General features: G+C 72.8%; 21 protein-coding genes and 1 pseudogene. 16 read left to right on the top strand and 6 right to left on the bottom strand.

Features of this window, described 5'->3' with window-relative positions; all coding sequences use genetic code 11:
- Positions 1–59 precede the first annotated feature (59 nt).
- Together CLT71_RS05610 and CLT71_RS05605 are read left to right on the top strand one after the other, a co-directional pair.
- On the top strand, positions 60–2,600 hold the full coding sequence (locus CLT71_RS05610; RefSeq protein WP_101366165.1) for a DUF4118 domain-containing protein: 2,541 nt from the start codon (positions 60–62) through the stop codon (positions 2,598–2,600).
- Complete coding sequence (locus CLT71_RS05605; protein WP_101366164.1) at positions 2,597–3,277, top strand: response regulator; 681 nt, start codon at positions 2,597–2,599, stop codon at positions 3,275–3,277. Before CLT71_RS05610 ends, CLT71_RS05605 begins: the two co-directional genes overlap by 4 nt.
- Positions 3,278–3,298: 21 nt before the next feature.
- On the opposite strand, the gene CLT71_RS05600 is transcribed toward CLT71_RS05605, so the two are convergent.
- On the bottom strand, positions 3,299–4,267 hold the full coding sequence (locus CLT71_RS05600; protein WP_101366163.1) for an EamA family transporter: 969 nt from the start codon (positions 4,265–4,267) through the stop codon (positions 3,299–3,301).
- A gap of 72 nt (positions 4,268–4,339) precedes the next feature.
- Here CLT71_RS05600 and CLT71_RS05595 point away from each other — a divergent pair, with 72 nt between their 5' ends.
- On the top strand, positions 4,340–5,308 hold the full coding sequence (locus tag CLT71_RS05595) for a LysR family transcriptional regulator (protein WP_101366162.1): 969 nt from the start codon (positions 4,340–4,342) through the stop codon (positions 5,306–5,308).
- Here the strand turns inward: CLT71_RS05595 and CLT71_RS05590 are convergent.
- A complete protein-coding gene (locus CLT71_RS05590; protein WP_101366161.1) occupies positions 5,305–6,459 on the bottom strand; it encodes a phospholipase D-like domain-containing protein in 1,155 nt (384 codons plus the stop codon). The genes CLT71_RS05595 and CLT71_RS05590 overlap by 4 nt on opposite strands.
- A gap of 101 nt (positions 6,460–6,560) precedes the next feature.
- On the opposite strand from CLT71_RS05590, the gene CLT71_RS05585 reads away from it, so the two are divergent.
- Complete coding sequence (locus tag CLT71_RS05585; protein ID WP_101366160.1) at positions 6,561–7,277, top strand: helix-turn-helix domain-containing protein; 717 nt, start codon at positions 6,561–6,563, stop codon at positions 7,275–7,277.
- Here the strand turns inward: CLT71_RS05585 and CLT71_RS05580 are convergent.
- Positions 7,258–7,659 (bottom strand): VOC family protein, encoded by a 402-nt coding sequence (locus CLT71_RS05580; RefSeq protein WP_101366159.1) that lies wholly within the window; start codon positions 7,657–7,659, stop codon positions 7,258–7,260. The genes CLT71_RS05585 and CLT71_RS05580 overlap by 20 nt on opposite strands.
- A 266-nt stretch (positions 7,660–7,925) precedes the next feature.
- Here CLT71_RS05580 and CLT71_RS37375 point away from each other — a divergent pair, with 266 nt between their 5' ends.
- The 8 genes from CLT71_RS37375 to CLT71_RS05545 all read left to right on the top strand — a co-directional run bounded on the left by CLT71_RS37375 (position 7,926) and on the right by CLT71_RS05545 (position 17,806).
- Positions 7,926–8,093 (top strand): hypothetical protein, encoded by a 168-nt coding sequence (locus CLT71_RS37375; protein ID WP_199187516.1) that lies wholly within the window; start codon positions 7,926–7,928, stop codon positions 8,091–8,093.
- 16 nt (positions 8,094–8,109) lie between these two features.
- Positions 8,110–9,582, top strand: coding sequence for a class I SAM-dependent methyltransferase (locus tag CLT71_RS05575; RefSeq protein ID WP_101366158.1), 1,473 nt, complete (start codon positions 8,110–8,112; stop codon positions 9,580–9,582).
- Positions 9,575–11,764, top strand: coding sequence for a sulfatase-like hydrolase/transferase (locus CLT71_RS05570; protein WP_101366157.1), 2,190 nt, complete (start codon positions 9,575–9,577; stop codon positions 11,762–11,764). Before CLT71_RS05575 ends, CLT71_RS05570 begins: the two co-directional genes overlap by 8 nt.
- Positions 11,765–11,990: 226 nt before the next feature.
- Positions 11,991–13,274: a citrate synthase gene (locus CLT71_RS05565; protein WP_101366156.1), complete on the top strand. Its 1,284-nt coding sequence runs from the start codon at positions 11,991–11,993 to the stop codon at positions 13,272–13,274.
- A gap of 195 nt (positions 13,275–13,469) precedes the next feature.
- Positions 13,470–14,237 carry a GPR1/FUN34/YaaH family transporter gene (locus tag CLT71_RS05560; protein ID WP_101366155.1) on the top strand — a complete coding sequence of 256 codons (768 nt, stop codon included), beginning with the start codon at positions 13,470–13,472 and terminating at the stop codon, positions 14,235–14,237.
- 288 nt (positions 14,238–14,525) lie between these two features.
- Complete coding sequence (locus CLT71_RS05555) at positions 14,526–15,479, top strand: SRPBCC family protein (RefSeq protein WP_486483072.1); 954 nt, start codon at positions 14,526–14,528, stop codon at positions 15,477–15,479.
- Positions 15,480–15,515: 36 nt separating this feature from the next.
- Positions 15,516–16,688, top strand: coding sequence for a zinc-dependent alcohol dehydrogenase (locus CLT71_RS05550; protein WP_101366154.1), 1,173 nt, complete (start codon positions 15,516–15,518; stop codon positions 16,686–16,688).
- Between the two features lie 161 nt (positions 16,689–16,849).
- Entirely contained in the window at positions 16,850–17,806 is a 957-nt protein-coding gene (locus CLT71_RS05545) for a PrsW family glutamic-type intramembrane protease (protein ID WP_101366153.1), read from the top strand.
- A gap of 76 nt (positions 17,807–17,882) precedes the next feature.
- On the opposite strand, the pseudogene CLT71_RS37805 reads toward CLT71_RS05545, so the two are convergent.
- Positions 17,883–18,734, bottom strand: a pseudogene (locus CLT71_RS37805) (DMT family transporter); the annotation flags it as partial.
- A gap of 296 nt (positions 18,735–19,030) precedes the next feature.
- Between CLT71_RS37805 and CLT71_RS05535 the strand changes: the two are divergent.
- Positions 19,031–19,396: a DUF3817 domain-containing protein gene (locus CLT71_RS05535; protein WP_486483071.1), complete on the top strand. Its 366-nt coding sequence runs from the start codon at positions 19,031–19,033 to the stop codon at positions 19,394–19,396.
- 56 nt (positions 19,397–19,452) lie between these two features.
- On the opposite strand, the gene CLT71_RS05530 is transcribed toward CLT71_RS05535, so the two are convergent.
- Complete coding sequence (locus CLT71_RS05530; protein WP_101366151.1) at positions 19,453–19,998, bottom strand: hypothetical protein; 546 nt, start codon at positions 19,996–19,998, stop codon at positions 19,453–19,455.
- Positions 19,999–20,216: 218 nt separating this feature from the next.
- On the opposite strand from CLT71_RS05530, the gene CLT71_RS05525 reads away from it, so the two are divergent.
- Together CLT71_RS05525 and CLT71_RS05520 are read left to right on the top strand one after the other, a co-directional pair.
- A complete protein-coding gene (locus CLT71_RS05525) occupies positions 20,217–21,341 on the top strand; it encodes a baeRF2 domain-containing protein (RefSeq protein ID WP_101366150.1) in 1,125 nt (374 codons plus the stop codon).
- Positions 21,334–23,223, top strand: a complete 1,890-nt coding sequence (locus tag CLT71_RS05520; protein WP_101366149.1) for a thiamine pyrophosphate-binding protein — start codon at positions 21,334–21,336, stop codon at positions 23,221–23,223. Before CLT71_RS05525 ends, CLT71_RS05520 begins: the two co-directional genes overlap by 8 nt.
- A 111-nt stretch (positions 23,224–23,334) precedes the next feature.
- On the opposite strand, the gene CLT71_RS05515 is transcribed toward CLT71_RS05520, so the two are convergent.
- Positions 23,335–23,790, bottom strand: a complete 456-nt coding sequence (locus tag CLT71_RS05515) for a hypothetical protein (RefSeq protein ID WP_101366148.1) — start codon at positions 23,788–23,790, stop codon at positions 23,335–23,337.
- A 213-nt stretch (positions 23,791–24,003) separates the two neighbouring features.
- Between CLT71_RS05515 and CLT71_RS05510 the strand changes: the two genes are divergently transcribed.
- Complete coding sequence (locus CLT71_RS05510) at positions 24,004–25,416, top strand: hypothetical protein (RefSeq protein ID WP_101366147.1); 1,413 nt, start codon at positions 24,004–24,006, stop codon at positions 25,414–25,416.
- Positions 25,417–25,468 lie beyond the last annotated feature (52 nt).

Raw genomic sequence — 25,468 nt, 5'->3', positions numbered from 1 at the left:
CCGGGCGGCACCGAGAGATGGCACCGGGCGGCCCCGAGAGATAAGGCAGGATCGGCAGCGTGGCACGCGGGCAACTGCGCATCTACCTCGGGGCCGCCCCCGGGGTCGGCAAGACGTACGCGATGTTGGAGGAGGCGCACCGGCGGGCGGCCCGCGGCACCGACGTGGTGGTGGGTCTGGTCGAGACCCACGGCCGCCCGCACACCGCGGCGATGCTCGGCGACCTGCCGGTGGTGCCGCGCCGGACGATCCGCTACCGGGACAGCGACTTCACCGAGATGGACGTCGACGCGGTGCTGGCCCGCCGGCCCGAGGTCGCGGTGGTGGACGAACTCGCCCACACCAACGTGCCCGGATCGCGCAACGGCAAGCGCTGGCAGGACATCCAGGAACTGCTGGACGCCGGCATCGACGTGCTCTCCACGGTCAACGTCCAGCACCTCGAGTCGCTCAACGACGTCGTGGAGCAGATCACCGGGGTCGTCCAGCGGGAGACCGTGCCGGACGGCGTGGTACGCGGCGCCGAGCAGGTCGAACTTGTCGACATGACCCCGGAGGCGCTGCGCCGGCGGATGGCGCACGGCAACATCTACCACCCGGACAAGATCGACGCGGCGCTGGCGAACTACTTCCGGATCGGCAACCTCACCGCGCTGCGCGAACTCGCCCTGCTCTGGCTGGCCGACAAGGTGGAGGACCAGCTCGACAGGTACCGGGCCGACCAGGGCATCGCCGCCACCTGGGAGACCCGGGAACGGGTGGTGGTCGGGCTGACCGGCGGGCCGGAGGGCGACACGCTGATCCGCCGGGCGGCCCGGATCGCGGCCCGGGGCCGGGGCGCCGAACTGATGGCGATCCACGTGTCCCGCAGCGACGGGCTGCGCGGCGCGGACCCGAGCACCCTGGAGCGGCAGCGGATGCTTGTGGAGCGGCTGGGCGGCAGCTACCACCAGGCGATCGGCGCCGACATCCCGACCGCGCTGCTGGACTTCGCCCGAGGGGTCAACGCCACCCAGATCGTGCTCGGAGCCAGCCGCCGGGGCCGGTTCGCCCAGATCCTCTCCCGGGGCGTCGGGGCCACCACCGCAGCGCTCTCCGGGCCGATCGACGTACACCTGGTCACGCACGAGCAGGCCGGCCGGGGCCGCCTGGTGACACCGCCGGCCGCGCTCTCCCGGCGGCGCCGCCTGATCGGGCTCGGCCTGACCGTCGTCGGCATACCGGTGCTGACGTACCTGCTCTGGCTGCTCGCCGACGAGCTGTCGCTCACCAGCGACCTGCTGCTCTTCCTCGCCGCCGTGGTCGGGATCGCCCTGGTCGGCGGCTGGTGGCCGGCGCTGCTCGCCGCGCTGCTCAGCTCACTGCTGATCAACTTCTTCTTCACCCCGCCGGTGCACCGGTTCACCATCTCCGAGACCGAGAACCTGCTGGCGCTCGTGGTCTTCCTGCTGGTCGCCGCCTCGGTGAGCGGGGTGGTGGACCTGGCCGCCCGGCGTACCCGGGAGGCGGCCCGGGCCAGCGCGGAGGCGCAACTGCTCGGCGCGGTCGCCGGCAGTGTGGTCCGGGGTGCCCGGCCGGTGACCGCGCTGCTGGAACGGCTGCGCGAGACCTACGGGCTGGGCTCGGTCACCCTGCTGGAAGGCTCCCGGGACGCGCCGGAGAGCCCGGACCGGCAACGGGACCCCCGAGCCTGGCGGGTGGCCGCCAACGTCGGCGCCGAGCCGTGCGGCACCCCGGCAGCCGGTGACGTCGAGGCGGGCGTCGACGACGACCTGCGGCTGGTGCTGCGCGGCCGGGTGTTGCCGGCGGCCGACCGGCGCATCGTCGAGGCGTTCGCGGCACAGGCCGCCGTGGCGCTGCGGCAGGAGCGGCTGGCCGAGGAGGCGGCGGCGGCCAAGCCGATCGCCGAGGCGGACCGGCTGCGTACCGCGCTGCTGGCGGCGGTCAGCCACGACCTGCGTACCCCGCTCGCCTCGGCGAAGGCGGCGGTGACCAGCCTGCGCAGCGCCGACGTCGAGTTCGACGACACCGACCGGGACGAGTTGCTGGCCACCGCCGAGGAGTCGCTGGACCGGCTGACCCGGCTGGTGGCGAACCTGCTGGACATGAGTCGGCTTCAGGCCGGGGCGCTGGGGCTGCGACCGGCGTTCCTCGGCCTGGAGGACGTGGTGCCGTCGGCCCTGGACGAGCTGGGCGAGCCGGCCCGCCGGGTCCGGGTCAGCCTGCCCGCGCACCTGCCGGCGGTCCGCTCCGATCCGGGACTGCTGGAACGGGTGGTGGTCAACCTGGTCGCCAACGCGCTGCGGTTCAGCCCGGCGGACCGGCCACCGGCGATCACCGCCAGCGAGCACGGCGGCTTCGTCGAGCTGCGGGTGGTGGACCGGGGTCCGGGGCTGCCAGCCGAGCAGTGGGAGCGGGCCTTCCTGCCGTTCCAGCGCCAGGGTGACCGGGACAACCACGCCGGGCTCGGGCTCGGACTGGCGCTCTCCCGGGGCCTGGCCGAGGCGATGGGTGGCAGCCTGGAGCCGGAGGAGACCCCCGGCGGCGGGCTGACCATGGTGCTGCGACTGCCGGTGGCCGACGAGGAGGGGACCGGGTGACCCGGGTACTTGTGGTCGACGACGAGCCGCAGATCCTCCGCGCGCTGCGGATCAACCTGAAGGCCCGGCGGTACGACGTCGAGATCGCCGGGGACGGCGCCACGGCGCTGCGGCTGGCGGCCAGCCACCGACCCGACATCGTGGTGCTCGACCTCGGCCTGCCGGACATGGACGGCGTGCAGGTGATCCGGGGACTGCGCGGCTGGACCAACGTGCCGATCATCGTGCTCTCCGGCCGGGCCGGCAGCCAGGACAAGGTGGCGGCACTGGACGCCGGTGCCGACGACTACGTCACCAAGCCGTTCGGCGTCGACGAGTTGCTGGCCCGGGTCCGCGCGGTGACCCGACGGGCCGCCGGAGCCGGCGAGGAGGTGCCGGCGGTCGAGGTCGGCCGGTACGTCGTGGACCTCACCGCACACACGGTGCGTACCGCCGAGGGTGCCGAGGTGCGGCTCACCCCGACCGAGTGGCACCTGCTGGAGATCCTGGTACGCAACCCGGGCCGGCTGGTCAGCCAGCGTCAACTGCTGCACGACGTCTGGGGACCGCAGTACCAGTCGGAGACGAACTACCTGCGGCAGTACATGGCCCAGTTGCGCCGGAAGCTGGAGAACGACCCGTCCCGACCACGGCATCTGTTGACCGAGCCGGGGATGGGTTACCGCTTCCAGCCCTGAGGCGGGCGCCGACCTCTGCGGTCAGTGCCGTGGGCCCGGACCGGTGGCCGTCGGCGGCGGGACCAACGCCGGGCCGGTCGCCGGCGCCCCCGCCCCGCCGGCCGACTCGGGCGTTGTCGTGATGGCGCCGCCCCGGCGGCCCGGGGTACGCACCACCAGGGCCAACCCGCCCAGCACGACGGCACCGGCCACGATCTCCGTACCGGTGATCGGCTCGCCGAGCAGCAGTGCGGCGGCGGTCAGCCCGAAGATCGGCACCAGCAGGCTGAACGGGGCGACCCGGGCCACCGAGTAGATGCCGATGAGCCGGTTCCAGATGCCCCAGCCGACAAGCGTGGAGAGGTACCCGACATAGCCGACCGCCAGTACGGCGTTCCAGGACATCCCGGTGATCGCGTCGATCACCACCCGTGGACCGTCCACCACTCCGGCCAGGCCGAGCAGCGGCAGCGGCGGTACCAGACTCGACCAGACCAGCAGCGACAGTGGCCGGGTCTCGCCGCTGGTCCGGATCACCACGTTCGCCAGCGCCCAACTGCCGGCGGCGGCCAGGGTGAGCGCGAACCCGATCGCGGTGGCGTGCCCGCCCGCGCCGACCGCGAGCAGGGCGATGCCGGCCGAGCCGGTGAGCACCCCGGCGAGCTGGGTACCGCTGGGTCGCTCGCCGAGGAAGGCGGTGGCCAGCATCACCGAGACCAGCGCCTGGGTCTGCAACACCAGTGAGGCGAGCCCGGGCGGCATCCCGGCGTCGATGGCGACGAAGAGCAGGCCGAACTTGAAGACGCCGAGGATCAGGCCGTAGCCGAGCACGTACCGCAACCGCGCGGTCGGCCGGGGGACCAGGAAGACCAGCGGCAGCGCGGCGGCGACGAACCGCAGCGCGGTCAGCACCAGCGGCGGCAGGTCGCGCAGGCCCACCTCGATGACGACGAAGTTGACCCCCCAGAGGGCGGCGACCAGAACCGCCTGCATGCGGTGCGGAAATCTCATGCGCACCACGCTGCCGGCCAGCTCGGTTAAGGTCCAGTTCAAGATTCTTAACCGGCGCTGTAGCGTGGCTACATGGATCTCGACGTCCGGCGCCTGCGGGTGCTGCACGAGGTGGCGCTGCGCGGCGGCGTGACCGCTGCCGCCGCCGCCCTGCACGTCACCCCGTCGGCGGTCTCCCAACAGCTCGCCCAGCTCGCCCGGGAGGCCGGCTATCCGCTTGTCGAACGCTCCGGCCGGGGCGTGGTTCTCACCTCCGCCGGCCAGGTGCTGGCCCGGCACGCGGAGCGGATCCTCGGCGCCGTCGAGCAGGCGGTCACCGGGCTGGCCGTCGCGCACCAGCGGGTCGCCGGTACCGTCCGGGTCGGCTCCTTCCCGTCCGCCGCCGGCGCACTGGTCGCCCCGGCCGCCGCCCAGGCGATGGCCGCGCACCCCGACCTGGACGTACGGGTGAGTGAGGCGGAGGACGAGCAGAGCCGGCTGGACCTGCGTTCCGCCGTACTCGACATCGCGGTTCTCCAGGAGTACGACCACGTGCCCGGGATCGCCACCGCCGAGCTGGACCGGCATCCGATCACCACCGACCCGATGCACCTGATCACCCCGGCCGGCTGGGGTCGGCACACCGGACGGCTCGCCGACCTCGCCGACGTGCCCTGGGTGGCCAGTGCCGTGCACACCCCGTGCGGCGGGTCCACCCTGCACGCCTGCCACCTGGCCGGTTTCGAGCCCGACATCCGGCACCGGGCGATCGACTTCGCGCTGACCCTGGACCTGGTGGCGGCCGGGCTCGGTGCCGCCCTGGTGCCGGGGATGGCGCTGCGCAACGTACCGGCCGGGGTGCACGTCGAGCCGCTGCTCCGGCCGGTCACCGGTCGACGGATCTTCGCGGTGACGCGCTCCAGCGGCGACGGGCCGGTCCATCCGGCGGTCGCCGCCGTACTGGAGGCACTGGCCCTGGTAGCGGAGCGGCGGCAACCGCTCGACGAGTGCGGGCTGAGCCGCGGCACCGGGCTTGCGGTGATGTCACAGAACTCCGGCTAACGCTGTCCGAGGAAGCGCTCGCCGGCGAGTTCTATCCGTTCGATCTCGGCCCGGAAGAAGCCGGCGATCTCCGCGCACCGGTCGGGATTTGTCGGACCGCCCTCCCGACGGGGCAGGTCCGGATAGGGGCTGCCGATCACGAAGATGTTCTCGTCGTTGTACTGGTTGGCCGGGGCGGTGTAGTTGAACGAACCGGCGATCACCACCGCCTCGTCGATCACCATCAGCTTGTGGTGCAGCTTGCCGAAGGCCGGTGACCGGATCGGGGCGTGGAGCGCGATGTTGGCCCGGTCGAGTTCGTGGGTGGCGGCCCACTTCTGCATGCCCTGCCCGGGGTCCACCGCTCCGCTCACGGTACGCCCGGCGGCGGCCAGCGCGATCATCGCGTCGTCGATCCCGGACGAGCCGGAGAAGGTGAAGATGGCGAAGTCGACCCGCTCGGTCGCCTTCAGCATCTGCTTCATGATCTCCAGTTCCGGGGTGTGGTCCGGCGCGAACAGCACCTTCACCGGCACCCCGCCGACGTTGTACGCGTTCGGCACCCGGCCGTGCTCGCCACGCCCGAACCGTCCCTGCCGGAGCCGGGCGAACTCGTCGGCGTACTCCCGACAGATCCGGGCGTCGTGGAAGAGTACGACGTGGTTGAGGTTGCGGTGGCAGTCGGTGCCGGTGAAGTTCGCCGAGCCGGAGAGCACCGCCGTCCGCCCGCCAGCCCGCTGCCGGTAGTCCCGGACCGCGAACTTCTGGTGGAAGATCGCCGGGTTGTAGTCGGCCTTGACGTCGACGTCACAGCGCAGCAGTGCGGCCACGATCCGCCGGTTCGGTTCCAGGCTGCGGCTGCCGGGCTCCGGCTCCCACTGGGCCCGGTGCCGGGCGTCGGCCTCGGGCTCGCCGGGCCGGGCGGTGACCCGGGGCAGCTTCGCCGTCCGCAGGTAGTCCTGCTCCAGCACCATCCGGACGCTGACGCCCCGGAACCGGGCGTCGAGGATCGCCTGGGCGATCGGCTCCGAGTCGAGTTCCTGCACGGCGATGTCGAGGCTCTCCCGGGCGCCGCCGATGAAGTCGACCACCACCGCCTCGAGGTCGTCGGCGGCACCGAGTTCCCGGGGCCCGACGTACGCCTCGATCTTCCTGCCGGCGAAGGTCGCCATGCGGCCAGGCTCGCACCCGAGGGTCCCTCCCGGTGTCGTCTTGGCTACAAACCCCACCCCGCCCCGGCCAGGCGTAACCGTTCGGGTGGCAGGCTGGGGCCGTGTATCGGGAGCGGAGGTCCGGGCTGGCCGGCGCCGTGGTCTGGACGGCCACCCGGGCCGCAGGCGCCGCACCGGGGCGGGTGCTGCCGGACGGCTGCATGGACCTGATCTGGTCGAGCCGCAGCGGCCTGCTCGTCGCCGGCCCGGACAGCGTCGCCCAGGTCGCCGCCGGGCCGGCCGGTGAGCGGTACGTCGGCCTGCGCTTCCCGCCGGGCACCGGTCCCGCGGTCTTCGGGCTACCGGCACACGCGCTGCGGGACCAGCGGGTCCCGCTCGCCGCGCTCTGGCCCGGACCGGAGGTGGCCCGGCTGACCGAGCGGGTGGCGTCGCACCACCGGCCCGGCCTGGTGCTGGAGGCGGTCGCCGCGACCCGGCTCGCCACCGACGGCGGCCCGGATCCGCTCGCCGCGCCGCTGGCAGCCGGGCTCGCCGCCGGCCGCGAGGTCGCCGACGCTGCGGACGCGCTCGGGCTCGGGACCCGGCAACTGCACCGGCGCAGCCTGGCACTCTTCGGGTACGGCCCGAAGACGCTCGCCAGGATCCTGCGGATGCGCCGGGCGCTGGCCCTGGCCCGGGCCGGTACGCCGGCCGCCGAGGTCGCCGCCCTGACCGGGTACGCCGACCAGGCGCACCTGTCCCGCGAGGTCAGGAGCCTGGCCGGGGTACCGCTGCGGCAACTGCTCGCCCCGAGGCCCGCTAGCCGGCCGCCTGGGTGAGCGGGGCGTACAGGTCGACGCCGTTGCCGTCCGGGTCGAGCAGTACCGCGTACCGCTGACCCCAGGGCGCGTCCCACGGCTTGAGATGTCCCTCGTAGCCGGCGGCGGTCATCTCGGCGTAGACGCTGTCCACCTCGGCCGGATCGGCACACCGGAAGGCGAGGCTCATCTGCGAGTCGGTCGGCGGCGTGAAGTCCGGTTCCATCGAGCGGACCATCTCGTGGGTGTCCCACATCAGGCGTACCCCGCCGGGCAGGGTGAACTCCGCGTGCGGCTCGGTGTCGGCGCTCGCGGGGACGTCCAGTCCCAGCTTCCGGTAGAAGGTGAGAGATCGGGCCATGTCGGCCACGAGCAGGCCGAATGCGTCTAGTCTCGGTGTCATTCGATCAGCGTAGAGACGGGCCAACGCCGCGTCTTGAACGAATCGGACCTGCCGGACCGGCGTCACGGGTGCCGATGCGGTCGACGGATCATCGGCGTACGGTGTGTTGAACGGCATCCGACGTCCTGCTTTCCGCCACCTGACCGGTGGGTTGCGGATGGTCGGTCGCGTTGTCGTGCGCGCGGTCCGGTCGTTGCTGGCAGGCGACCGGGCAGGGCGCTCTTTTTTCGGGTACGGGGGCAGAGAGAAAGGGAGGTGGCCGAGCAATGGACCTTCTGGCCTACCTGGATGCGGGATCGGGCAGCCTCATCGTGCAGGCCGTGGTCGGCGGCGTCGCCGGAGTCGCGGTGGCCGGGAAGCTCTACTGGCGCAGGCTGACCAGCCGGTTCCGCAAGCAGCCGGCGCAACCCACGCAGACCTCGAAGCAGGACTGAGGGCGGTCCACACCCGATGGTCGTACCACCTCCCGTCCCGGCAACGTCCACCACCACCTCCCAAACCGTTCCCCGAGCCGATCCCGGCTCCTTCCGCGACCCGGTGAACCGCGTGCTGCACGCCGACGGCCAGGTCTTCCGGGGACTCGGCCCGCAGGGCGCCGAGGACTGGCGGGCGCTCGCCGGGGCGGAGTTCTTCAAGCGGCTGCTCGCCGACGGCAGGATCTGCGGCACCGAGACCGCCGACCCGGCGACCCTGCCGGCCAGCCTCACCGGGCAGTGGGCGACAGTACTCCGGCACGAGCGCATCCCGTTCGTGTCGTACCCGTACGAGTGGTCGTTCGCCATGCTGCGCGACGCCGCGCTGCTGCACCTGGAGATCCTCCGGACCGCCGTACCGGCCGGCTTCACCACGAAGGACGGTTCGGCCTACAACCTCCAGTGGCGGGGCGCCGAACCGGTCTTCATCGACGTCGGTTCGTTCGAGCCGGCCCGCGACGGCGAACCGTGGGCCGGCTACCGGCAGTTCTGCCAGACCCTGCTCTATCCGCTGCTGCTCCAGGCGCATCTGGGGCTGGACTTCCAGCCGTGGCTGCGGTCCCGGATCGACGGGATCGAGGCGGGCGAACTCCGCAAGCTCTTCGGCGGTACCCGACGGTTCCGGGCCGGTGTGCTCAAGCACGTCCACCTGCACGACGCGATCCAGTCCCGGTACGCCGCCGCCAGCACCGGCGCCGTCCGGGCCGAGTTGAAGGACGCCGGCTTCTCCCGGGACCTGGTGCTGGCCACCCTGCGGGCGCTGGAGAAGCTGGTCGGCCGGCTCGACTGGCAGCCTCCGGCCAGCCACTGGTCCGGCTACCGGGAGACCTGCACCTACTCCGACGACGACCGGGAGGCCAAGGAGCGGTTCGTCGCCGATGCCCTGGCCGGGTCGAACCGGTCCCGGCTGGTGCTCGACCTCGGTGCCAACGACGGCACGTACTCGCGGCTGGCCGCCCGGCACGCCGACTACGTGGTCGCGGTGGAGAGCGACCCGGCAGTCGTCGACCAGCTCTACCGCCGGTTGCGGGCCGACGGTGAGCGCCGGGTGCTGCCGTTGGTGATGGACCTGGCCGACCCCTCGCCGGGCGGCGGCTGGCGTGGGGTGGAGCGCGGCTCCTTCGCGCAGCGGGCCGACGCGGACGCGGTGCTGGCGCTGGCCGTGGTGCACCATCTCGCCATCGGGCGCAACGTTCCGCTGCCGGAGATCGTCGACTGGCTGGTCGGGCTGCTGCCGGCGGCGGGCGGCGACGGCCGGCTGGTGGTCGAGTTCGTGCACCCCGACGACCCGATGGCGGCCCGGCTGCTGGCCAACAAGCCGGCCGGGCTCTTCCCGGACTACCACCGGGAGGAGTTCGAGCGGCTGCTCGGGCTACGCTGCGACATCGTGCGGCGGCTGGAACTGCCGTCCGGCACCCGCACCCTCTATCTCGGGACACCGCGTGGCTGAGCCCGACGCCGGCGAGCGGCCAGCCGAGCCACCACGTTCGGCGGACTCACCACTTCCGGCGGAGCAGCCCGCCGAGTCATCGGAGCCGGCGGAGCAGCCGGCCACTCCGCCGGAAGCGCCGCAGCGGCCGGCAGGACGGGTCGAGTCGCGGGCGCTGGTCGAGATCGTGGCGCTCTGCGGTCTCGTGATCACCCAGCCGCTGCTGGACGTGACCGGCAAGAGCCCGGACTTCTTCCTCTTCCACGGCGCCGACCGGTGGGACATCCTGCTGCTGGTGCTGGCGTACACGGTGGTGCCGCCGCTGGTGCTCTGGGGCGGTGGCGCGCTGCTGGGCCTGCTGGCCCGGCGGGTCGCGGGGCCGCAGCGGGGCCGGGCGGTCCGGACGGTACTGCACACGGTGACCCTCGGCCTGCTGCTCGCCGCGCTGGCGGTCCAGGTGGGCAAGCACCTCACCCCGGTACGCGGGGTGCCGCTGGTCGGCCTCGCGGTGGTCGTCGGCGCCGCCGGGGCGTACGTGTACCGGCGTTGGCAGGTGACCGGCCAGGTGCTCCGGGTCGCCGCGGTCGGTCCACTCGTCTTCGTGCTGCTCTTCGTCTTCGCCTCGCCCGCCTCGGCCGTGGTGCTGCCGGGGGAGCGGTCCGGGGCGGTTGCGGGGGCCAGCCGGGGCGGGGCCACCCATCCGCCGGTGGTGATGCTGATCCTGGACGAGTTCCCGCTGACCTCCCTGCTGGACGGTGCCGGCGCGATCGATGCCCGCCGCTATCCGAACTTCGCCCGGCTGGCCGGCGAGTCGACCTGGTACCGGAACGCGACCGGGGTGGCCGGTTACACCCCGTACGCGCTGCCGGCGATGTTGACCGGCCGGTACCCGGCGGAGCAGCAGGCGCCGCACCACTCCCGCTATCCGGACAACCTGTTCACGGCGTTCGCCGGGCCGTACCAGATCCAGGCGCAGGAGAGCATCACGCAGCTCTGCCCGCCGCGACTCTGCCCGGACCGGGCCGCCGGTTCCGCCCGGGGTGGCCTGCCGACCCTGCTGCGGGAGAGCGCCACCCTGCTGGAGCAGATCGTCTCGCCGTCCGAGACGGGACAGCGGGACCCCGAGGACTCCTACCGGGAGATCACCCGGCGCGAGGCAGGCAAGGCGGACGAGCCGGCGCCGCCTACCGATCCGCAGTTCCGCTGGGGAGCGCTGGACGAGAACCAGCCGGCCCGGTTCGCCGACTTCCTCGCCACCCTCCGGCCGACGGTCCGGCCGACCCTGCACTTCCTGCACCTGCTGCTGCCGCACTCGCCGTGGAACTACCTGCCTTCGGGGATCCGCTACGAGTCTCCGGACGGGATGCCCAACGACGGGGGCGGCTGGGTCGAACTGGCGTACCGGCGGCACCTGCTGCAACTGGAGTACACCGACCGGCTGCTCGGCGAGACGCTGCGCCGGCTGGACGAGACCGGCCTCTACGACGACGCGCTGCTGGTGCTCACCGCCGACCACGGGGTCAGCTTCACCCCTGGGGTGCAGGGGCGCGGGCTCGGCGCGGTCGAACGGGCGCCGGGCGAGGTCCTCTGGGTACCGCTCTTCGTGAAGCGGCCGGGGCAGCGGGCCGGCGCGGTCGACGACCGGAACTGGGAACACGTCGACCTGCTGCCGACCGTCGCCGACCTGGCCGGCGTCGAGGTGCCGTGGCGGACCGACGGTGCGTCGGCGCTGGCTACCACCCGGGCGCCGGGGGACAAGCGCTACTACGACCAGCCGGGGCAGCCGCGTACGGTGCCGGCCGGCGTCTTCGCCGACGTGGTCGCCGGGCGGGCGAGCCCGGTACTTCCGGTGCAGCCACGACCGGAACTGATCGGTCGTTCCGTGGCCGAGCTTCCGCTCGGTGCGCCGGCCGGTGCGGTGACGGTGCGGAACCGGTCTGCCTTCGATCAGATCGACCAGGCGGGCGGCCGGCTTCCGGCGCTGGTCTACGGTACGGTGCCCGACTCGGTGCCGGACGGCACCCTGCTGGCGGTGGCGGTCAACGGCCGGATCGGCGCGGTGGCCCCGGTGGTGCCGCCGGACCCCGGCGGGCAGCGGTTCGGCGCGCTGGTGTCGGACGAGTCGCTCTTCCTGCCGGGCCGGAACACCGTGGACGTGTTTCAGGTCACCGAGACCGGCACCCTGCGCCCGTTGCGCGGCTGACCCGACCCGGGCAGCGGGGTGCCAACGGCCCCCGGCCCGGGTAACGGGGTCGGAGAGGTTCGCCGTTCGCCCGGCCGACTAGCAGGTTTCGGGCCGGTCGCAAACGTTTGACCTGCGTGATCCATCACTCACCGGCCGACCACGCAAGATTCTCGGCTACCCTGCACGTTTACCGTAAAAAGTGAAGGCAATTCAACGTAGATTCTGCCGGCGAAGCGAGGATCACATGACGGATGTCAAACTCGACCACCCGCGCGGCCAGCTGTCGATGCCGGTCAAGCCCGCTGTCGACGGCCCAGCCGGCATCGCCACGGGCAACCTGTTGAAGGAGACGGGATTCGTCACCTACGACCCCGGTTTCGTCAACACCGCCGCATGCTCCTCCGAGATCACCTACATCGACGGCGACGCGGGCATCCTGCGTTACCGGGGCTACCCGATCGAGCAGTTGGCCGAGAAGTCCTCCTTCCTGGAGGTCTCGTACCTGCTGATCTACGGCGAGCTGCCCACCACGGCGCAGCTCTCCGAGTTCGACGAGTGGATCCGGCGGCACTCGCTGCTGCACGAGGAGATGCGGCGCTTCTTCGACGGCTTCCCCCGGGACGCGCACCCGATGGCGGTGCTCTCCTCGGCGGTGAGCGCCATCTCCACCTTCTACCAGGACAGCCTCGACCCCTTCGACCGGGAGCACGTGGAGATCTCCACCGTGCGGCTGATGGCGAAGGTGCCGACCATCGCGTCGTACGCCTACAAGAAGTCGATCGGGCAGGCGATGCTCTACCCGGACAACTCGCTCGGGTACGTCGAGAACTTCCTCCGGATGAACTTCGGGGTGCCGGCGGAGCCGTACGAGGTCGACCCGGTCGTGGCCCGGGTGCTGGACATGCTCCTGCTGCTGCACGCCGACCACGAGCAGAACTGCTCCACCTCCACGGTCCGGCTGGTCGGTTCGAGCCAGGCGAACCTCTTCGCCTCGGTCTCGGCCGGGGTGAACGCGCTGTTCGGCCCGCTGCACGGCGGCGCCAACCAGGCGGTGCTGGAGATGCTCGAGGAGATCAGGGCCGGCGGCGGTGACGTGCCGGGCTTCGTGCGGCGGGTGAAGGACAAGGAGCCCGGCGTCAAGCTGATGGGCTTCGGGCACCGGGTCTACAAGAACTACGACCCCCGGGCCGCCATCGTGAAGCAGGCCGCCCAGGACGTGCTGGCCCGGATGAACAAGCCGGACCCGCTGCTGGACCTCGCGATGCAGTTGGAGGAGATCGCGCTCGCCGACGACTACTTCGTGTCGCGCCGGCTCTACCCGAACGTCGACTTCTACACCGGCCTGATCTACAAGGCGATGGGCTTCCCGACCAAGATGTTCACAGTGCTCTTCGCGCTCGGCCGGCTGCCCGGCTGGATCGCGCAGTGGCGGGAGATGATCTCGGACCCGGAGACCAAGATCGGTCGCCCTCGGCAGATCTACACCGGTGCGGCCGAGCGGGACTACGTACCGGTCGAGAAGCGCTGATCCACCCCAGGCCCTTCCGGCCCGGTCGTTCACCGGCCGTCGACGCGAACCGCGCGTCGGCGGCCGGTTTTTCGTGGCCGGTCCGGCGCCGGACGACTCCACCCTTCCGTGTAACAGGGCTCACGGTGGGTAGTCGGCGGTGGCTACGTGCCCGACCGCGTCAAGCGGTGAACAGTTGCGTAGAAGGAGCCTGTGATGACACACGTGTCACGTTCGGCCCAACCCGGCCGAGGGGTTGGCCACGACGGCCATGACGGCCACGACGGTCACGACGGCGAGTTCGAATTCTGGCGCAACCACGCGCAGATCTCGCTCCAGCCGGTGGCGGCCCCATCGATCCTGGGACTTTTCGGGTACGCGGCAGCCACCTTCGTCGTCGCCACGAACCTCGCCGGCTGGTACGGCAACGCGAACACGCCGACGTTCCTGTTCCCGTTCGCCGCGATGCTTGGTGGACTCGCGCAGTTCCTGGCCGGCATGTGGGCGTACCGGGCACGGGACGGGCTGGCCACCGCCATGCACGGGATCTGGGGCGCCTTCTGGCTCTCCTACGGCCTCCTCTACCTGCTGATCGCGATCGGCGTACTGGTCCAGCCGGCCCCGTTCGTGGCGCTCGGCTTCTGGTTCGCGGCGCTCGCCGCGATCACCTGGTCCGGTGCGTTCGCCGCGCTGGCCGAGAACATCGGCCTGACCCTGGTGCTGGGCACCCTGGCCGCCGGAGCGAGTTGCCTGGCGGTGGGCCAGATCGCCGACATCTCGCCCTGGCGCACCGCCGGTGCCTACATCCTGATCGCCTCCGCGGTGATCGCCTGGTACACGGCCACGGCGATGATGCTGGAGGGCACCTTCCGCCGGGTCATCCTGCCGATCGGCAAGCTGCGCGGCCCGAACATGCCGGGCCGGGAGCCGCGCAAGGTCATCCAGTTCCTGGCCGGCGAGCCCGGCATCAAGGTCGGCCAGTAGCCGGGCGGCCGGCGCCGGCGCCGGTCCGACGAGGAGCGTGGACGGGTTCCGGAGCAGCGGCCGGAGCCCGTCCCGCCGTGCTCGTGCTGGACGGGCCGGCGCGCTGGACGCGCACGGTGCCGAACTGCGCCGCATGGGTGCCCCCACCGGGGCTGTCGACGTCCCCGTCGAGGAGTCGACCCGTCACGCCTGGATGGTGGTTTGACGCTTTCCGACGGTTGTTCGGGTTCATCCAATAACGTGGTGGTGCGGGACGTCCGACGACCAGCGACGGCGAACGGGGGAGCGATGCGCGGAGCACCGGTGGAGATGCCCGAGGAGACGCTCGACATGCCCGACGGCGCCGGCCAGCTCCTGCCGCGGGTGCTCGGCCTGCTGAGCCTCGGCCTCGGTGTCGCGGCGCTCGTGGCGCCCAACCGGGTCGGCAGGCTGATCGGGGTCGACGACGTGCCGGCCGGCCCCGCCGTACTGCGGGCGATCGGTGGCCGCGAACTCGTGCCGGTACCCGGACTGCTCCTCACCCGCCGGCCGGTCGGCTGGGCCTGGACCCGGGTCGCCGGGGACGTGCTGGACCTGGCGCTGCTCGCCCGGATGCTGCCGCAGCGGCGCGGCGAACGCCGCCAGCGGGTCGCGGCCAGCCTTGGTGCCGTCGCCGCGATCACCGCCGTCGACGTGCTGGCCGCCGTACGAAGCTCGCGCTCGGCCGGTGCGCCGCGCCGGGCGGTACGGGCCAGCGCCACCGTCACCATCAACCGGCCCGCCGACGAGGTGTACCGGTACTGGCGCGACTTCGAGAACCTGCCCCGGTTCATGTACCACCTGGAGTCGGTCCGCACCGACGGGGACGGCCGGTCACACTGGACGGTCCGGGCCCCGGGCGGGCGCCGGGTCGGCTGGGACGCCGAAATGGTCGACGACAACCTCAGCGAGCTGATCAGCTGGCGTTCGGTGCGCGGGGCCCGGGTGCCGAACGCGGGCCGGGTGCGGTTCTCCCGGGCGGCCGGCGGCCGGGGCACCGAGGTCCGGGTGGACCTGGCGTACGCGCCGCCGGGCGGGGCGGTGGGCCGAACCATAGCGAAGCTCTTCGGCGAGGAACCGGGGCAGCAGATCCGGGACGATCTGCGCCGGTTCAAGCAGGTCATCGAGACCGGTGAGGTGGTCCTGTCCGACGGCAGCCCGGCCGGGCTGGCCACCCCGCAGCAGGTACGCCAGAGGCCGGCCCGCCCGCAGGCCGAGCGGTAGTCCCGCCGACCGACCCGCCGACACCGGAGGTAGTCCATGAAGGCCAACTGCTGGCAGGGCCGGGAGAGCGTCCGGGTGGAGGAGGTGCCCGACCCGCGCATCATGAACTCCCGGGACGCGGTCGTACGGGTCACCAGCACCGCGATCTGTGGCTCCGACCTGCACCTCTACCACGGGTACATCCCGACGACCAAGCACGGCGACATCCTCGGTCACGAGTTCATGGGCGAGGTGGTCGAGGTGGGGCCGGAGGTGGGGAACCTGCGGATCGGGGACCGGGTGGTGGTGCCGTTCCCGATCGCCTGCGGCAACTGTCTCGCCTGCCAGGCCGGGCTCTATTCGCTCTGCGAGAACTCCAACCCGAACGCCGGGCTCGCCGAGAAGCTGCTCGGGCATTCGCCGGGCGGCCTCTTCGGCTACTCACACATGCTCGGCGGGTACGCGGGCGGCCAGGCCGAGTACGTCCGGGTGCCCTTCGCCGACATCGGTCCGCTCAAGGTTCCCGACGACCTGCCGGACGAGAAGGTGCTCCCGCTCTCCGACATCTTCCCGACCGGCTACATGGGCGCCGAGATGTGCGGGTTGACCGGGGGCGAGGTGGTCGCCGTCTGGGGTGCCGGCGCGGTGGGCCTGCTGGCGATGCGCAGCGCGTACCTCCTCGGTGCGGAGCGGGTGATCGCGATCGACCGTTTCCCGTACCGGCTGCGGATGGCGCAGGAGCGGGCCGGGGCGGAGCCACTGAACTACGACGAGGTCGACGTGATCGAGGCGTTGCGCGAGATGACCGGCGGGCGGGGGCCGGACGCCTGCATCGACGCGGTGGGCATGGAGGGGCACCACTCCTCGACGGTGCTCGCCGGGTACGACCGGGTCAAGCAGTCGGCCCGGCTGGAGACCGACCGGCCGCACGCGCTGCGCGAGGCGATCCTGAGCTGCCGCAACGGCGGTACGGTCTCGGTGATCGGCGCGTACGCCGGCTTCATCGACAAGTTCCCGATCGGCTCGCTGATGAACCGGTCGCTGACGCTGCGCAGCGGGCAGTGCCACGTGCAGCGCTACACGAGGTTGTTGCTGGACCGGATCCGTCGCGGCGAGATCGATCCGAGCTTCGTCATCACGCACCGGATGCGGCTCGACGACGCGCCGATCGGCTACGAGATGTTCCGGCAGAAGGCGGACGAGTGCGTCAAGGTCGTGCTCAAGACCTGACCGGACCCGCTCCGGACCCCCACCCCTGCGTGCGGGAAGTGCAGTCGACCAGCTGTCTCGGGCCGGGGTTCAAGGGCACGTTCGACCCCATTCGCAGCGGGTACGCCCCGAACCCAGCCCCGGATCGGCCACCAGGGCGCGACGGACCGTGCGGAGGCGCGATGGACGGCGTCGGCAGGCAGTGGACGGCGGCGGTGCCGGTCACGCCGCGCCGCCAGTGGCTGCGGATCTTCCTGGTCGGCCTGGCGCTCTGGATCGCCACGGTGGCGGTCATCTTCGTCACCGGAAACCCGACCCTGCTGCCCACCCTGGTGCTGCTCGGCAGCTTCCTGGTGCCGGTGACCTTCGTGGCCTGGGCGTTCCAGCGCCGGGACACCGGCGAGGTCTCCGTGAGCCTGGTCTTCAGCACCTTCCTCGCCGGGGGCGTACTCGGGGTGCTCGCCTCGGCGGTGCTGGAGTCGTACCTGCTGCGCCCGTCGGTGCTGCTCTTCCTCGGCGTCGGCCTGATCGAGGAGGCCGCCAAGCTGGCCGCGCTGGCGCTGCTGACCCGGCACCTCGCGGCCAAGACCATCCGGGACGGGATGATCCTCGGCGCCGCGGTCGGCTTCGGCTTCTCCGCACTGGAATCCGCCGGGTACGCCTTCATCGCGCTCTTCACCGTGCAGGGCCTGTCGGTGGTGCAGGTGGTGCAGACGGAGATTCTGCGCGGCCTGGTGGCGCCGGTCGGGCACGGGCTCTGGACCGCCATCCTCGGCGGTGTGCTCTTCGGGCCGAGCGGGCGGGGGTACTTCGTGGTCGGGCTACGGCTGCTCTACGCCTATCTGGGCGTGGCGATCCTGCACGCGCTCTGGGACGCGATGCACGTGATCGCGTTCTACCTGACCCTCGTGCTCACCGACGCGCGCGGCCTGCTCAGCCTGGATGGTTCCCAGGGCCGGTTGACCCCGGTCCAGGCGGTGCTGATGCCGGCGCTGGAAGGGCTTGGTTTGACGCTCGTCGCCGTGATCGGGGTCGTCTGGCTGGTGGTGCTGTGGCGGTCCGCCAATGGCCCGGGGCGACCGGCGAGCGGCTGGCGGGTGCCGACCGGTTCGAGCAGGGCAACCGCACCGCGCCCCTGAGTCGCGCCGCACCCCGACGCCCGGGCCGCGATCGACGCCGACCCGTCGTGGGCTGGTCGGCCTCGGCGAGTCGCAGTACGCCCCAGGCGGCCAGCCCGGCCCCGACGGTCGCGGCGAGGCCGCCCCAGTACCCGCCCGCCGTCCGTTCGCCGAGCAGCAGGATGGCGATGACGGCCGAAGCGATCGGATTGGTCAGGGTGACAGTGGCCAGCGGCGCGCCCAGCCCGGCACCCCGGTAGGCGACCTGGGACAGCAGCAGCCCGGCCGCGGCCATCCCGGCCACCGCCATCGCCAGGCCGGCGGTCACCAGCGGCGCGCCGCCGCGGGTGACGAGTCCGGAGACGACCTGGGTGAGTGCGGAGGCCACCGCGAAGGCGATTCCGGCAGCGGTAGCGGTGAGCAGGCTGCGCGACAGCGCCGACCGGCTCGCCCGGCTGGCGAGTACCAGCACGACCACCAGCGCGCCGGCCACCCCGGCCAGCGCCCAGCCCTGCCCTGGCAGGAGGTCGTGGCGGCCCGCCCCGGGCAGCGTGAGCGCGAGCAACAGCACCAGGCCGGCCACCGTGGCGGCGGCCCCGGACCACTGCCGGGCCGACGCACGACGACCGATGGTGGCCGCCGCGATCGGCAACGCGAGCACCAGGGTGAGTACGCCGAGCGGCTGCACCACCGACAGCGGCCCGTACGCCAGCGCGGCGACGTGCAGCGTGGCACCCGTACCGTTGCCCGCCACGGACAGCCACCAGCCGGACCGGCGCAGGACGGTGCCGAGGTAGCCCCGTCCTGCGCCCCCCGTCGGTCCCGCCTGACTCGCGAGCCGTTCCTGGAGTACCGCCGCCCCCGCGTACGCCGCCGCCGAACCCACCGACAGGACGATCGCCAGTACCAGTGCGATCACGGCCGGCCCCCCGGGGCCATGAATCGTCATGACCTCATGATCCTCGGTGACCGCTCTTCTGACGTCCCCCCGTGGTGGGCATCACCCATACGCCGCTGGGCGTAGAAGCGCTTCGGCGGGTTCCCCCGGAAGGGTGAGGTGTCCCTCCCCGACGCGGGGTGCCACGCCCCGCGCGACGCCGGCCCGGCGGGGCGGGCCTGCGGCGTCGCCTAAGCTGGCAGCCGGACCGGGGTCGGCGGTGGTCAGCCGGGCCTGGTGGGCGGCGGTCGGCCGGACGTCGTCGCCGGGCGGACCAGCGGAGGGGGAGCGGGATGCACCGCACGGCGGTGAGGCTGTTCGTGCTGGCGGCGATCGCCGAGGCGATCTCCTGGTTGGCGCTGCTGATCGGGATGGTGGTCAAGTACGGCCCGCCGGGCAACGAGATCGGGGTGCAGATCTTCGGCCCGGTGCACGGTGGACTCTTCGTCGCGTACGGCGCGCTGGTCCTGCTGGTGGCCCGGCTCGGCCGGTGGCGGTGGACCACGATCGCCGTCGCGCTGGTCTGCGCGGTGCCGCCGTTCGCCACCCTCCTCTTCGAGCGGTGGGCCCGGCGCCGTGGCCTGCTCGGTGTCGCTTCCGGTGGCCCGGCCGGCGGTGCGGGTGAGCCGACGACCGACCTTGACCGGCCGTTGGAGGACGCGGCCCGACCGTGACCGGGCCAGTGCCTGCGGGTCGTGGTGGTCGGCTGCCCGCCATCGAAGGCACGGCGCTAGCGCCCGAGCACCAGCCAGGTGACGAGCGCGCCGATCAGCAGTAGGCCGATCGCGGCCTGGAGCAGCAGCGCCGGGCCGAGGTGCGACCAGAGGGTCGGGGTACGCGGGGTGAGCAGTTGACCTGTGGTGAGGTTGACGATCCGCTCCACCCGGGGGGCGAGCCCGGCGTCCTTCTGCGAGCGGACGGTCACCTGGATGTGGTCGGCCGGCTCCAGGGCGCTCTGCGGCAGGTGTCCGTGGATCTCCATCTCGCAGAGCACACCGCTGCCGTCGCGGATCCGCAGTGGGGTCACCAGGAACTCCGGCCCCTTGCGCAACTCTTTCCACCTGCGTCTCGCACCGGCACCGGCACCGGCCCGCAGCACCGAGGCGAGCAGTAGCAGCACCACCCGCACCACCGCCGCCGTGCCGAGTACGGCCACCAGGACGGGCTGCCCGACCCGGATCTCCCGGGAGTACCCCTCCATCAGCCGTACCACGTGACCGGTGATGACCGGTCCGGGCCGCCAGGCCACCCGTTCGGGAAACAGTTCACCGTCCATGCGTTCACCACCGAGAGTCCGCTCCCGAGCACGAATTGTATCGATCATGGCGAATGAACCGACAGTGAGTGAATCTGTTTCACGTAATGTGACGATCGGCTCACTCCTGGCTGCTCGGTACGTTTCCGGCGCCGGTGGGCTCCCAGCGACCACGCAGCCGAGGTGACAAGCCGAGCGGCGTGGGTAACCCCGGCACGAGCTTGGAGAGGGGACGACCCATGCAGCTGTCCTTCCTGCGTCCGATCTGTGCCCATCCCGGCCCGTGGACGTCGGTCTACCTGGACGCCTCCCGGGACACCCACGATGCCCATGCCGCGCTCGACCTGCGCTGGCGGGCCCTCCAGGAACGGCTGGCGGAGCAGCGGACCGATCCGCGCGACGTGGCCGCCCTCGACGCCGTCGTCCGGGGACACGACCCGATGCCCGGCGACTACGGACTCGCCGCGTTCGCCACCGACGGCGAGGTGGTGCTCACCGAGTACCTCCCCGCGCCGCCGCTCAAGGACATCGCCGCGCACGGGCCGGTCGCACACACCATGCCGCTGGTCGCCCAGCGCCGGGAACAGATCCCCTGGGTCCGGGTACTGGCCAGCCGTACCGGCGCGGGTCTGGACGCGGTGAGCGCCGGCGGGGTACCCCGGCACGCCCGGGTCGAGGGCGGCAACCGCTGGCCGCTGCGCAAGGTGCACCCGGGCGGCTGGTCGCAGCCGCACTACCAGCACGCGGCGGAGCTGGCCTGGCAGCGCAACGCCGGGGACGCCGCCTCGGCCACCGCCGCGCTGGCCGAACGGGTCGGCGCCGAGGTGATCGTGGTCGCCGGGGAGACCCGGGCCCGGCAACTGCTCGCCGCTCAGCTTCCCGAGTTCTGGCAGGACCGGGTGGTGCAGACCGATGCCGGATTCCCGGCCGCCGGGGCGGACCAGACCGCCTTCGACGACGTCACCGTGCAGGCCATCGCGGAGGTCGCCGCCGCGCACGCCGACGTGGCGTTGGACAGGTTCGGCATGCAGCGCGATGTCGGCGCCGGCCTCGACGCGGTGGTGACCGCACTGCAACGCGGCCAGGTGGACACCATGCTGATCGTCGACGACCCCTCCTCGACCGACGAACTCTGGATCGGGCCGGAGCCGACCGAGATCGCCACCGGTCCCGACGAACTCCGGGCGATGTCCGTCGACGAACCGCAGCGGGTACGCGCCGACGCCGCCCTGGTCCGCGCGCTGGTCGGTACCGACGCCGGAGTCACGGTGCTCGGTCCCGAGCAGGCGCCCGACCTCACCGACGGGGTCGGCGTGGTGCTGCGCTACGTCGACGCCAGCACCCCGGCGGACCGCAATGGCTGACCTCGGGCGGTCCACGGTACGGACCAGCACCGCGACGGCGGACCGGACCATCGCCGACCTGCTTGTCGAACGACTGCGCGCCTGGCGGGTACCCCGGGTGTTCGGGGAACCCGGCGACGGGGTGGCACTGATCGTCGACGCGCTGCGCCGGGCCGGTGGTGACCCCGGCTTCGTACCGTCCCGGCAGCCGGAGGCGGCCGGATTCATGGCGGCCGGGCACGCCAAGTACACCGGCACGGTCGGGGTCTGCCTGGCCACCCAGGGACCGGGGGCGCTGCACCTGCTCGGCGGCCTCTACGACGCAAAACTGGACAGCAAACCGGTGGTGGCGATCATCGGGCAGCAGACGTACAGCGCGCTGGGCAGCGCATACCAGGAGATCGAGCTGCCCCGGCTGTTCAGTGACGCCTGTGCCCAGTTCCTGCGTACCGCCGCGGTGCCGGAACAGGTGCCGTACCTCGTCGACCAGGCGATCCGTACCGCCGTGTCGACCCGGAGCCCGACCTGCCTGGTGGTGCCGCACGACCTGCTCGGGTACGCCGTACCCGACGGGATGCCGCACCCCGACGGTGGCGGCGTGCTCGCCTCGGCGCCCGGCCTGCCCCCGGCCCGGGTCGTCCCGCACGAGGAGGACCTGAACGCCGCAGCCCAACTGCTCGGCGCGGGGCGGCGGGTCGCGATCCTGGTCGGTCAGGGCGCCTACGGTGCCGCCGACGAGATCATGGAGCTGGCCGACCGGCTCGACGCCGGGGTGGCGACCTCGCTGCTCGGCAAGCCGGTGCTGGACGAACGGCTGCCCTACCACACGGGCGTGCTCGGCCAGGTCGGCACGGCGGCCAGCGCGCAGTTGATGGCCGGCTGCGACACCCTGCTGATGGTCGGCACCAACGATCCGTGGACCGGCTACTACCCGGTGCCGGGGCAGGCCACGGCGGTGCAGATCGACATCGACGGCAGTCGGCTGGCCACCCGCTATCCGATCGACGTGCCGCTGGTCGGTGACGCCCGGGAGACGCTGCGGGCGTTGCTGTCCCGGGTGCCGCAGCGGCGCAACCGGGACTGGCGGGACATGATCGAGGCAGCAGTGGACCGGGCCCGGGCCGAGTGCGCCGCCCGGGCCGAGGAGCGGACCGGAGGGTTGAACCCCCGGCTGGTGCTCCGGGAACTCTCGGCCCGGATGCCGGTCGAGGCGTCGATCGCGGTCGACGTCGGTTCGGTGACCTACTGGTACGCCCGGCACCTGCAACTGCCGCCCGGCGTACGGGCACACCTCTGCGGCACGCTCGCCTCGGTCGGTTCGGCGGTGCCGTACGCCATCGCGGCGAAGTTCGCCCAGCCCGACCGGCCGGTGATCGTCCTGCTCGGCGACGGCGCCATGCAGTCCGGCGGACTCGCCGAGCTGATCACCGTGGCCCAGCACTGGCCGGAGTGGCCGGATCCCCGGATGGTGGTGCTGGTGCTCAACAACTCCGACCGGACCGGCCGGGGCGGCGAGCCGGAACGCGGGCCGGACACCGAACCCGTCCGGGCGCCCTGGGCGGAGCTGGACCGGCCGGCCGCGCCGGGGATGCCGGCACCGGCGGCGGTACGCGGTGGAGACATCCCGTACGCCGGGTGGGCCCGGCTGCTGGGGCTGCACGGCATCGGCGTCGACCGGCCGGAACAGATCGGGCCCGCCTGGGAGGAGGCGCTCGCCGCCGACCGGCCGACCCTGATCGAGGCGGTGGTCGACCCGTCGATCCCGCTGGACGCGCCGGACCAGCCCTTCGCCGACCTGCGCGGCCTGACCACCGGCGGGGTCGAGGCGGGAGCCGGCGACGCGGTCCGGGGCCGCGCGCAGAGCCTGGCCGATCGCGCCGCCAACGGCGCCGACCTCGTCTGACAGTCGCCGCCAATCGCGCCCGAGTCGTCTCTGACCGTCGCCGGCCCCCGGGTTTCGTCCGGTCCGTCGAAGGCTCGTCCGGCTCGTCGGAGGCTCGTCCGGGCCGTCAGGTCAGACGCGCTCGATCTGGCGGCCGGACCACTGCTCGACCAGCCGGATCGCCTCGTCGGCCGGCACGTCGGCCCGGTCGACCGAACCCAGCCAGACCGGCGTGCGCGCCCCGGACGGCCAGGCCGCCAGCAGGCGCTGGTCATCGCTGCCGGGGTGCAGGCTCAGCCTGGTGACCCGGGTCCAGGCCAGCACGCCCTGCCGCCCGGTGCGGATCCCGTCCGGGCCCGCCGACCGGCCGGCGCGGCTGCGCCGTTCCGCGAGTACCAGGCCGACCGCCACCAGCAGGCCGGCGAGGCTGGTCACCAGGGTCGCCACCGCGATCGGGCGCAGCCCGTCGCCCGAGGTCGCCTGCCAGCCGGCGATCGCCGTCACCACCAGGGCGAACGGGACGACCGCGACGGCGAAGTAGCTGGCGTACCGGGGGCCGCCGGCTGGTCCGAAGCGCAACTGGGTCACAACCGACGATCATCCGGATCCGGCCCGCCCGGAGCAAACCGGGCCGGCCACCGGCGTGGCGAACCCGGCCCTCATCGCGACCAGCGGCGCCGTCACCAGGGGCGGACATAACGGCCCGTCATCCGAATTGCGCCCGGCAGGTTGCTGACCGCCCGTTTGAACCCGATCGGGACGGGAAGGCCCGGGCAGCGCCGGACGAGGGAGGTGGGCCCAATGCGGGAGACACGGGAGTGGCTGGCCGCAGGCGGGTCCGGGCTCCCCGGGCCGGACCGCGTCGTCTCGGCGGAGAGCACCGGCCGGGTGCTGCTGGCCGTGGCGTCCCGCGCGGTCCGCGGCCAGGACTGCGCCGATCTCGGGTACCACCCGCTGCTGTCGCGCTTCCGGGGTGCCCCGGAGGCGGTACGTCGCTCCGCGCTGACCCGGGCGGCGAACCGTACCGCGCTCACCGCCGAGCAGGCCGGAGCGTTGGACGCCGACCGGGTTGCCCGGTGGATGGTCGAGCACTACCCGCCGCGCTGGTACCCCGGTGTCGTGCTCGGCTCCCCGCACGGCGGGGCGGTGCATCTGGCCACCGCGATGGGTGTGCCCTGGCTGCCGGCCGGTTTCGACGTGGCGGTGCAGTGGCCGGACGGTCGGGTCGACAGCCCGGTCGAGGCGTCGGCGTACGGCGCGCGGGTCGCGGCGAAGGTGATAGCGGGCAATCCGGGGGTACGGGTTCGACAGGTGCACGATCCGGCCGGTCGGGGCGTACTGGCCGGCTCGACAGTCTCCCTGGTGGTCCGCTGGCACCGGCTGCCGGAGGCGTACCGGGAGTTCCTCGGCAGCCGGCTGGCGCCGGGCGCGCCGGTACTGCTACTGCGGGATGTCCGCACCTGGCCGGTGGTCGAATCCGGCGGTGGGCACAGCTTCCAGCTCGGCGGGCCGGCCAGCGGGCTGGAGCCGACCGACTTCCGGACCGGCAGTGAACTGCTCGGGCAGGTACTGCGGGCGGCCGGCGGTGACGGGGCGAGTTGGGACGCTCCGGCGGGTGGCCGGGCCGGATATGCCGAACAGGGCGTGGAGTCCGGTTTCGAGACGAGCCTGCTGGACTGGGTACGCCGGGCCGGCAGCCCGCTGCACCGGGTCCTCTTCCCCGGTCCGGACGCACTCAGCGCCGCCGCCGCGGACGTGTACCGGAGCTGGCTGCGCGGGGCGGGCAAGAGCGGGGACCGCTGCGTGGTGGAGTGCGGGCGGCTGATCGACCCGTGGCAGGTGGTCCGGGCCGGCCTGGTGCCGTACTGGTGCGAGAACGCCACCGCGCGCAGCGTGGCCGGGGCGGAGTGGTGGCTCGCCGGCAGCGCCCCGTTCAGCTCGTTGGACGTACTCCCGGAGCCGCCCGGGCTGCGGTCACCGGCCCTGGCCGAACTGCCGCAGTGGCTCGCGGTGGCCTCCTTCGGGCGCCGTCGCCGGGCAGTGGACCGGGTCGCCGCGCGGGGCTATCCGGTGACCTCGGTGGCCACCCGGCACGCCACGGAGGTACTCCGGAACCAGCCGTACGACCTGCCGGCTCCCGCCCCGCTGCGGATCGTGGAGGTGCTGGCCGGGCTACGGGCCAGCGGTACCCCGCAGGGGCTGCTGGTCTGCTGATCCGCCTGATCGCAAAACTCCTCGCGACAGTCACGCGGCGTGATTGAGTACC

Source organism: Plantactinospora sp. CNZ320, from assembly GCF_002846275.1.
The sequence above is the reverse complement of the archived record's forward strand: the minus strand, read 5'-3'. Positions and strand labels throughout refer to the sequence as shown.

Excerpts from the sequence above, each read along its gene's own strand:
- CLT71_RS05600 (WP_101366163.1), bottom strand. The coding sequence starts at position 4,267 with ATGAGATTTCCGCACCGCATGCAGGCGGTTCTGGTCGCCGCCCTCTGG.
- CLT71_RS05595 (WP_101366162.1), top strand. The coding sequence starts at position 4,340 with ATGGATCTCGACGTCCGGCGCCTGCGGGTGCTGCACGAGGTGGCGCTG.
- CLT71_RS05590 (WP_101366161.1), bottom strand. The coding sequence starts at position 6,459 with ATGGCGACCTTCGCCGGCAGGAAGATCGAGGCGTACGTCGGGCCCCGG.
- CLT71_RS05580 (WP_101366159.1), bottom strand. The coding sequence starts at position 7,659 with ATGACACCGAGACTAGACGCATTCGGCCTGCTCGTGGCCGACATGGCC.
- CLT71_RS37375 (WP_199187516.1), top strand. The coding sequence starts at position 7,926 with ATGGACCTTCTGGCCTACCTGGATGCGGGATCGGGCAGCCTCATCGTG.
- CLT71_RS05575 (WP_101366158.1), top strand. The coding sequence starts at position 8,110 with ATGGTCGTACCACCTCCCGTCCCGGCAACGTCCACCACCACCTCCCAA.
- CLT71_RS05565 (WP_101366156.1), top strand. The coding sequence starts at position 11,991 with ATGACGGATGTCAAACTCGACCACCCGCGCGGCCAGCTGTCGATGCCG.
- CLT71_RS05560 (WP_101366155.1), top strand. The coding sequence starts at position 13,470 with ATGACACACGTGTCACGTTCGGCCCAACCCGGCCGAGGGGTTGGCCAC.
- CLT71_RS05555 (WP_486483072.1), top strand. The coding sequence starts at position 14,526 with ATGCGCGGAGCACCGGTGGAGATGCCCGAGGAGACGCTCGACATGCCC.
- CLT71_RS05550 (WP_101366154.1), top strand. The coding sequence starts at position 15,516 with ATGAAGGCCAACTGCTGGCAGGGCCGGGAGAGCGTCCGGGTGGAGGAG.
- CLT71_RS05545 (WP_101366153.1), top strand. The coding sequence starts at position 16,850 with ATGGACGGCGTCGGCAGGCAGTGGACGGCGGCGGTGCCGGTCACGCCG.
- CLT71_RS05530 (WP_101366151.1), bottom strand. The coding sequence starts at position 19,998 with ATGGACGGTGAACTGTTTCCCGAACGGGTGGCCTGGCGGCCCGGACCG.
- CLT71_RS05525 (WP_101366150.1), top strand. The coding sequence starts at position 20,217 with ATGCAGCTGTCCTTCCTGCGTCCGATCTGTGCCCATCCCGGCCCGTGG.
- CLT71_RS05520 (WP_101366149.1), top strand. The coding sequence starts at position 21,334 with ATGGCTGACCTCGGGCGGTCCACGGTACGGACCAGCACCGCGACGGCG.
- CLT71_RS05510 (WP_101366147.1), top strand. The coding sequence starts at position 24,004 with ATGCGGGAGACACGGGAGTGGCTGGCCGCAGGCGGGTCCGGGCTCCCC.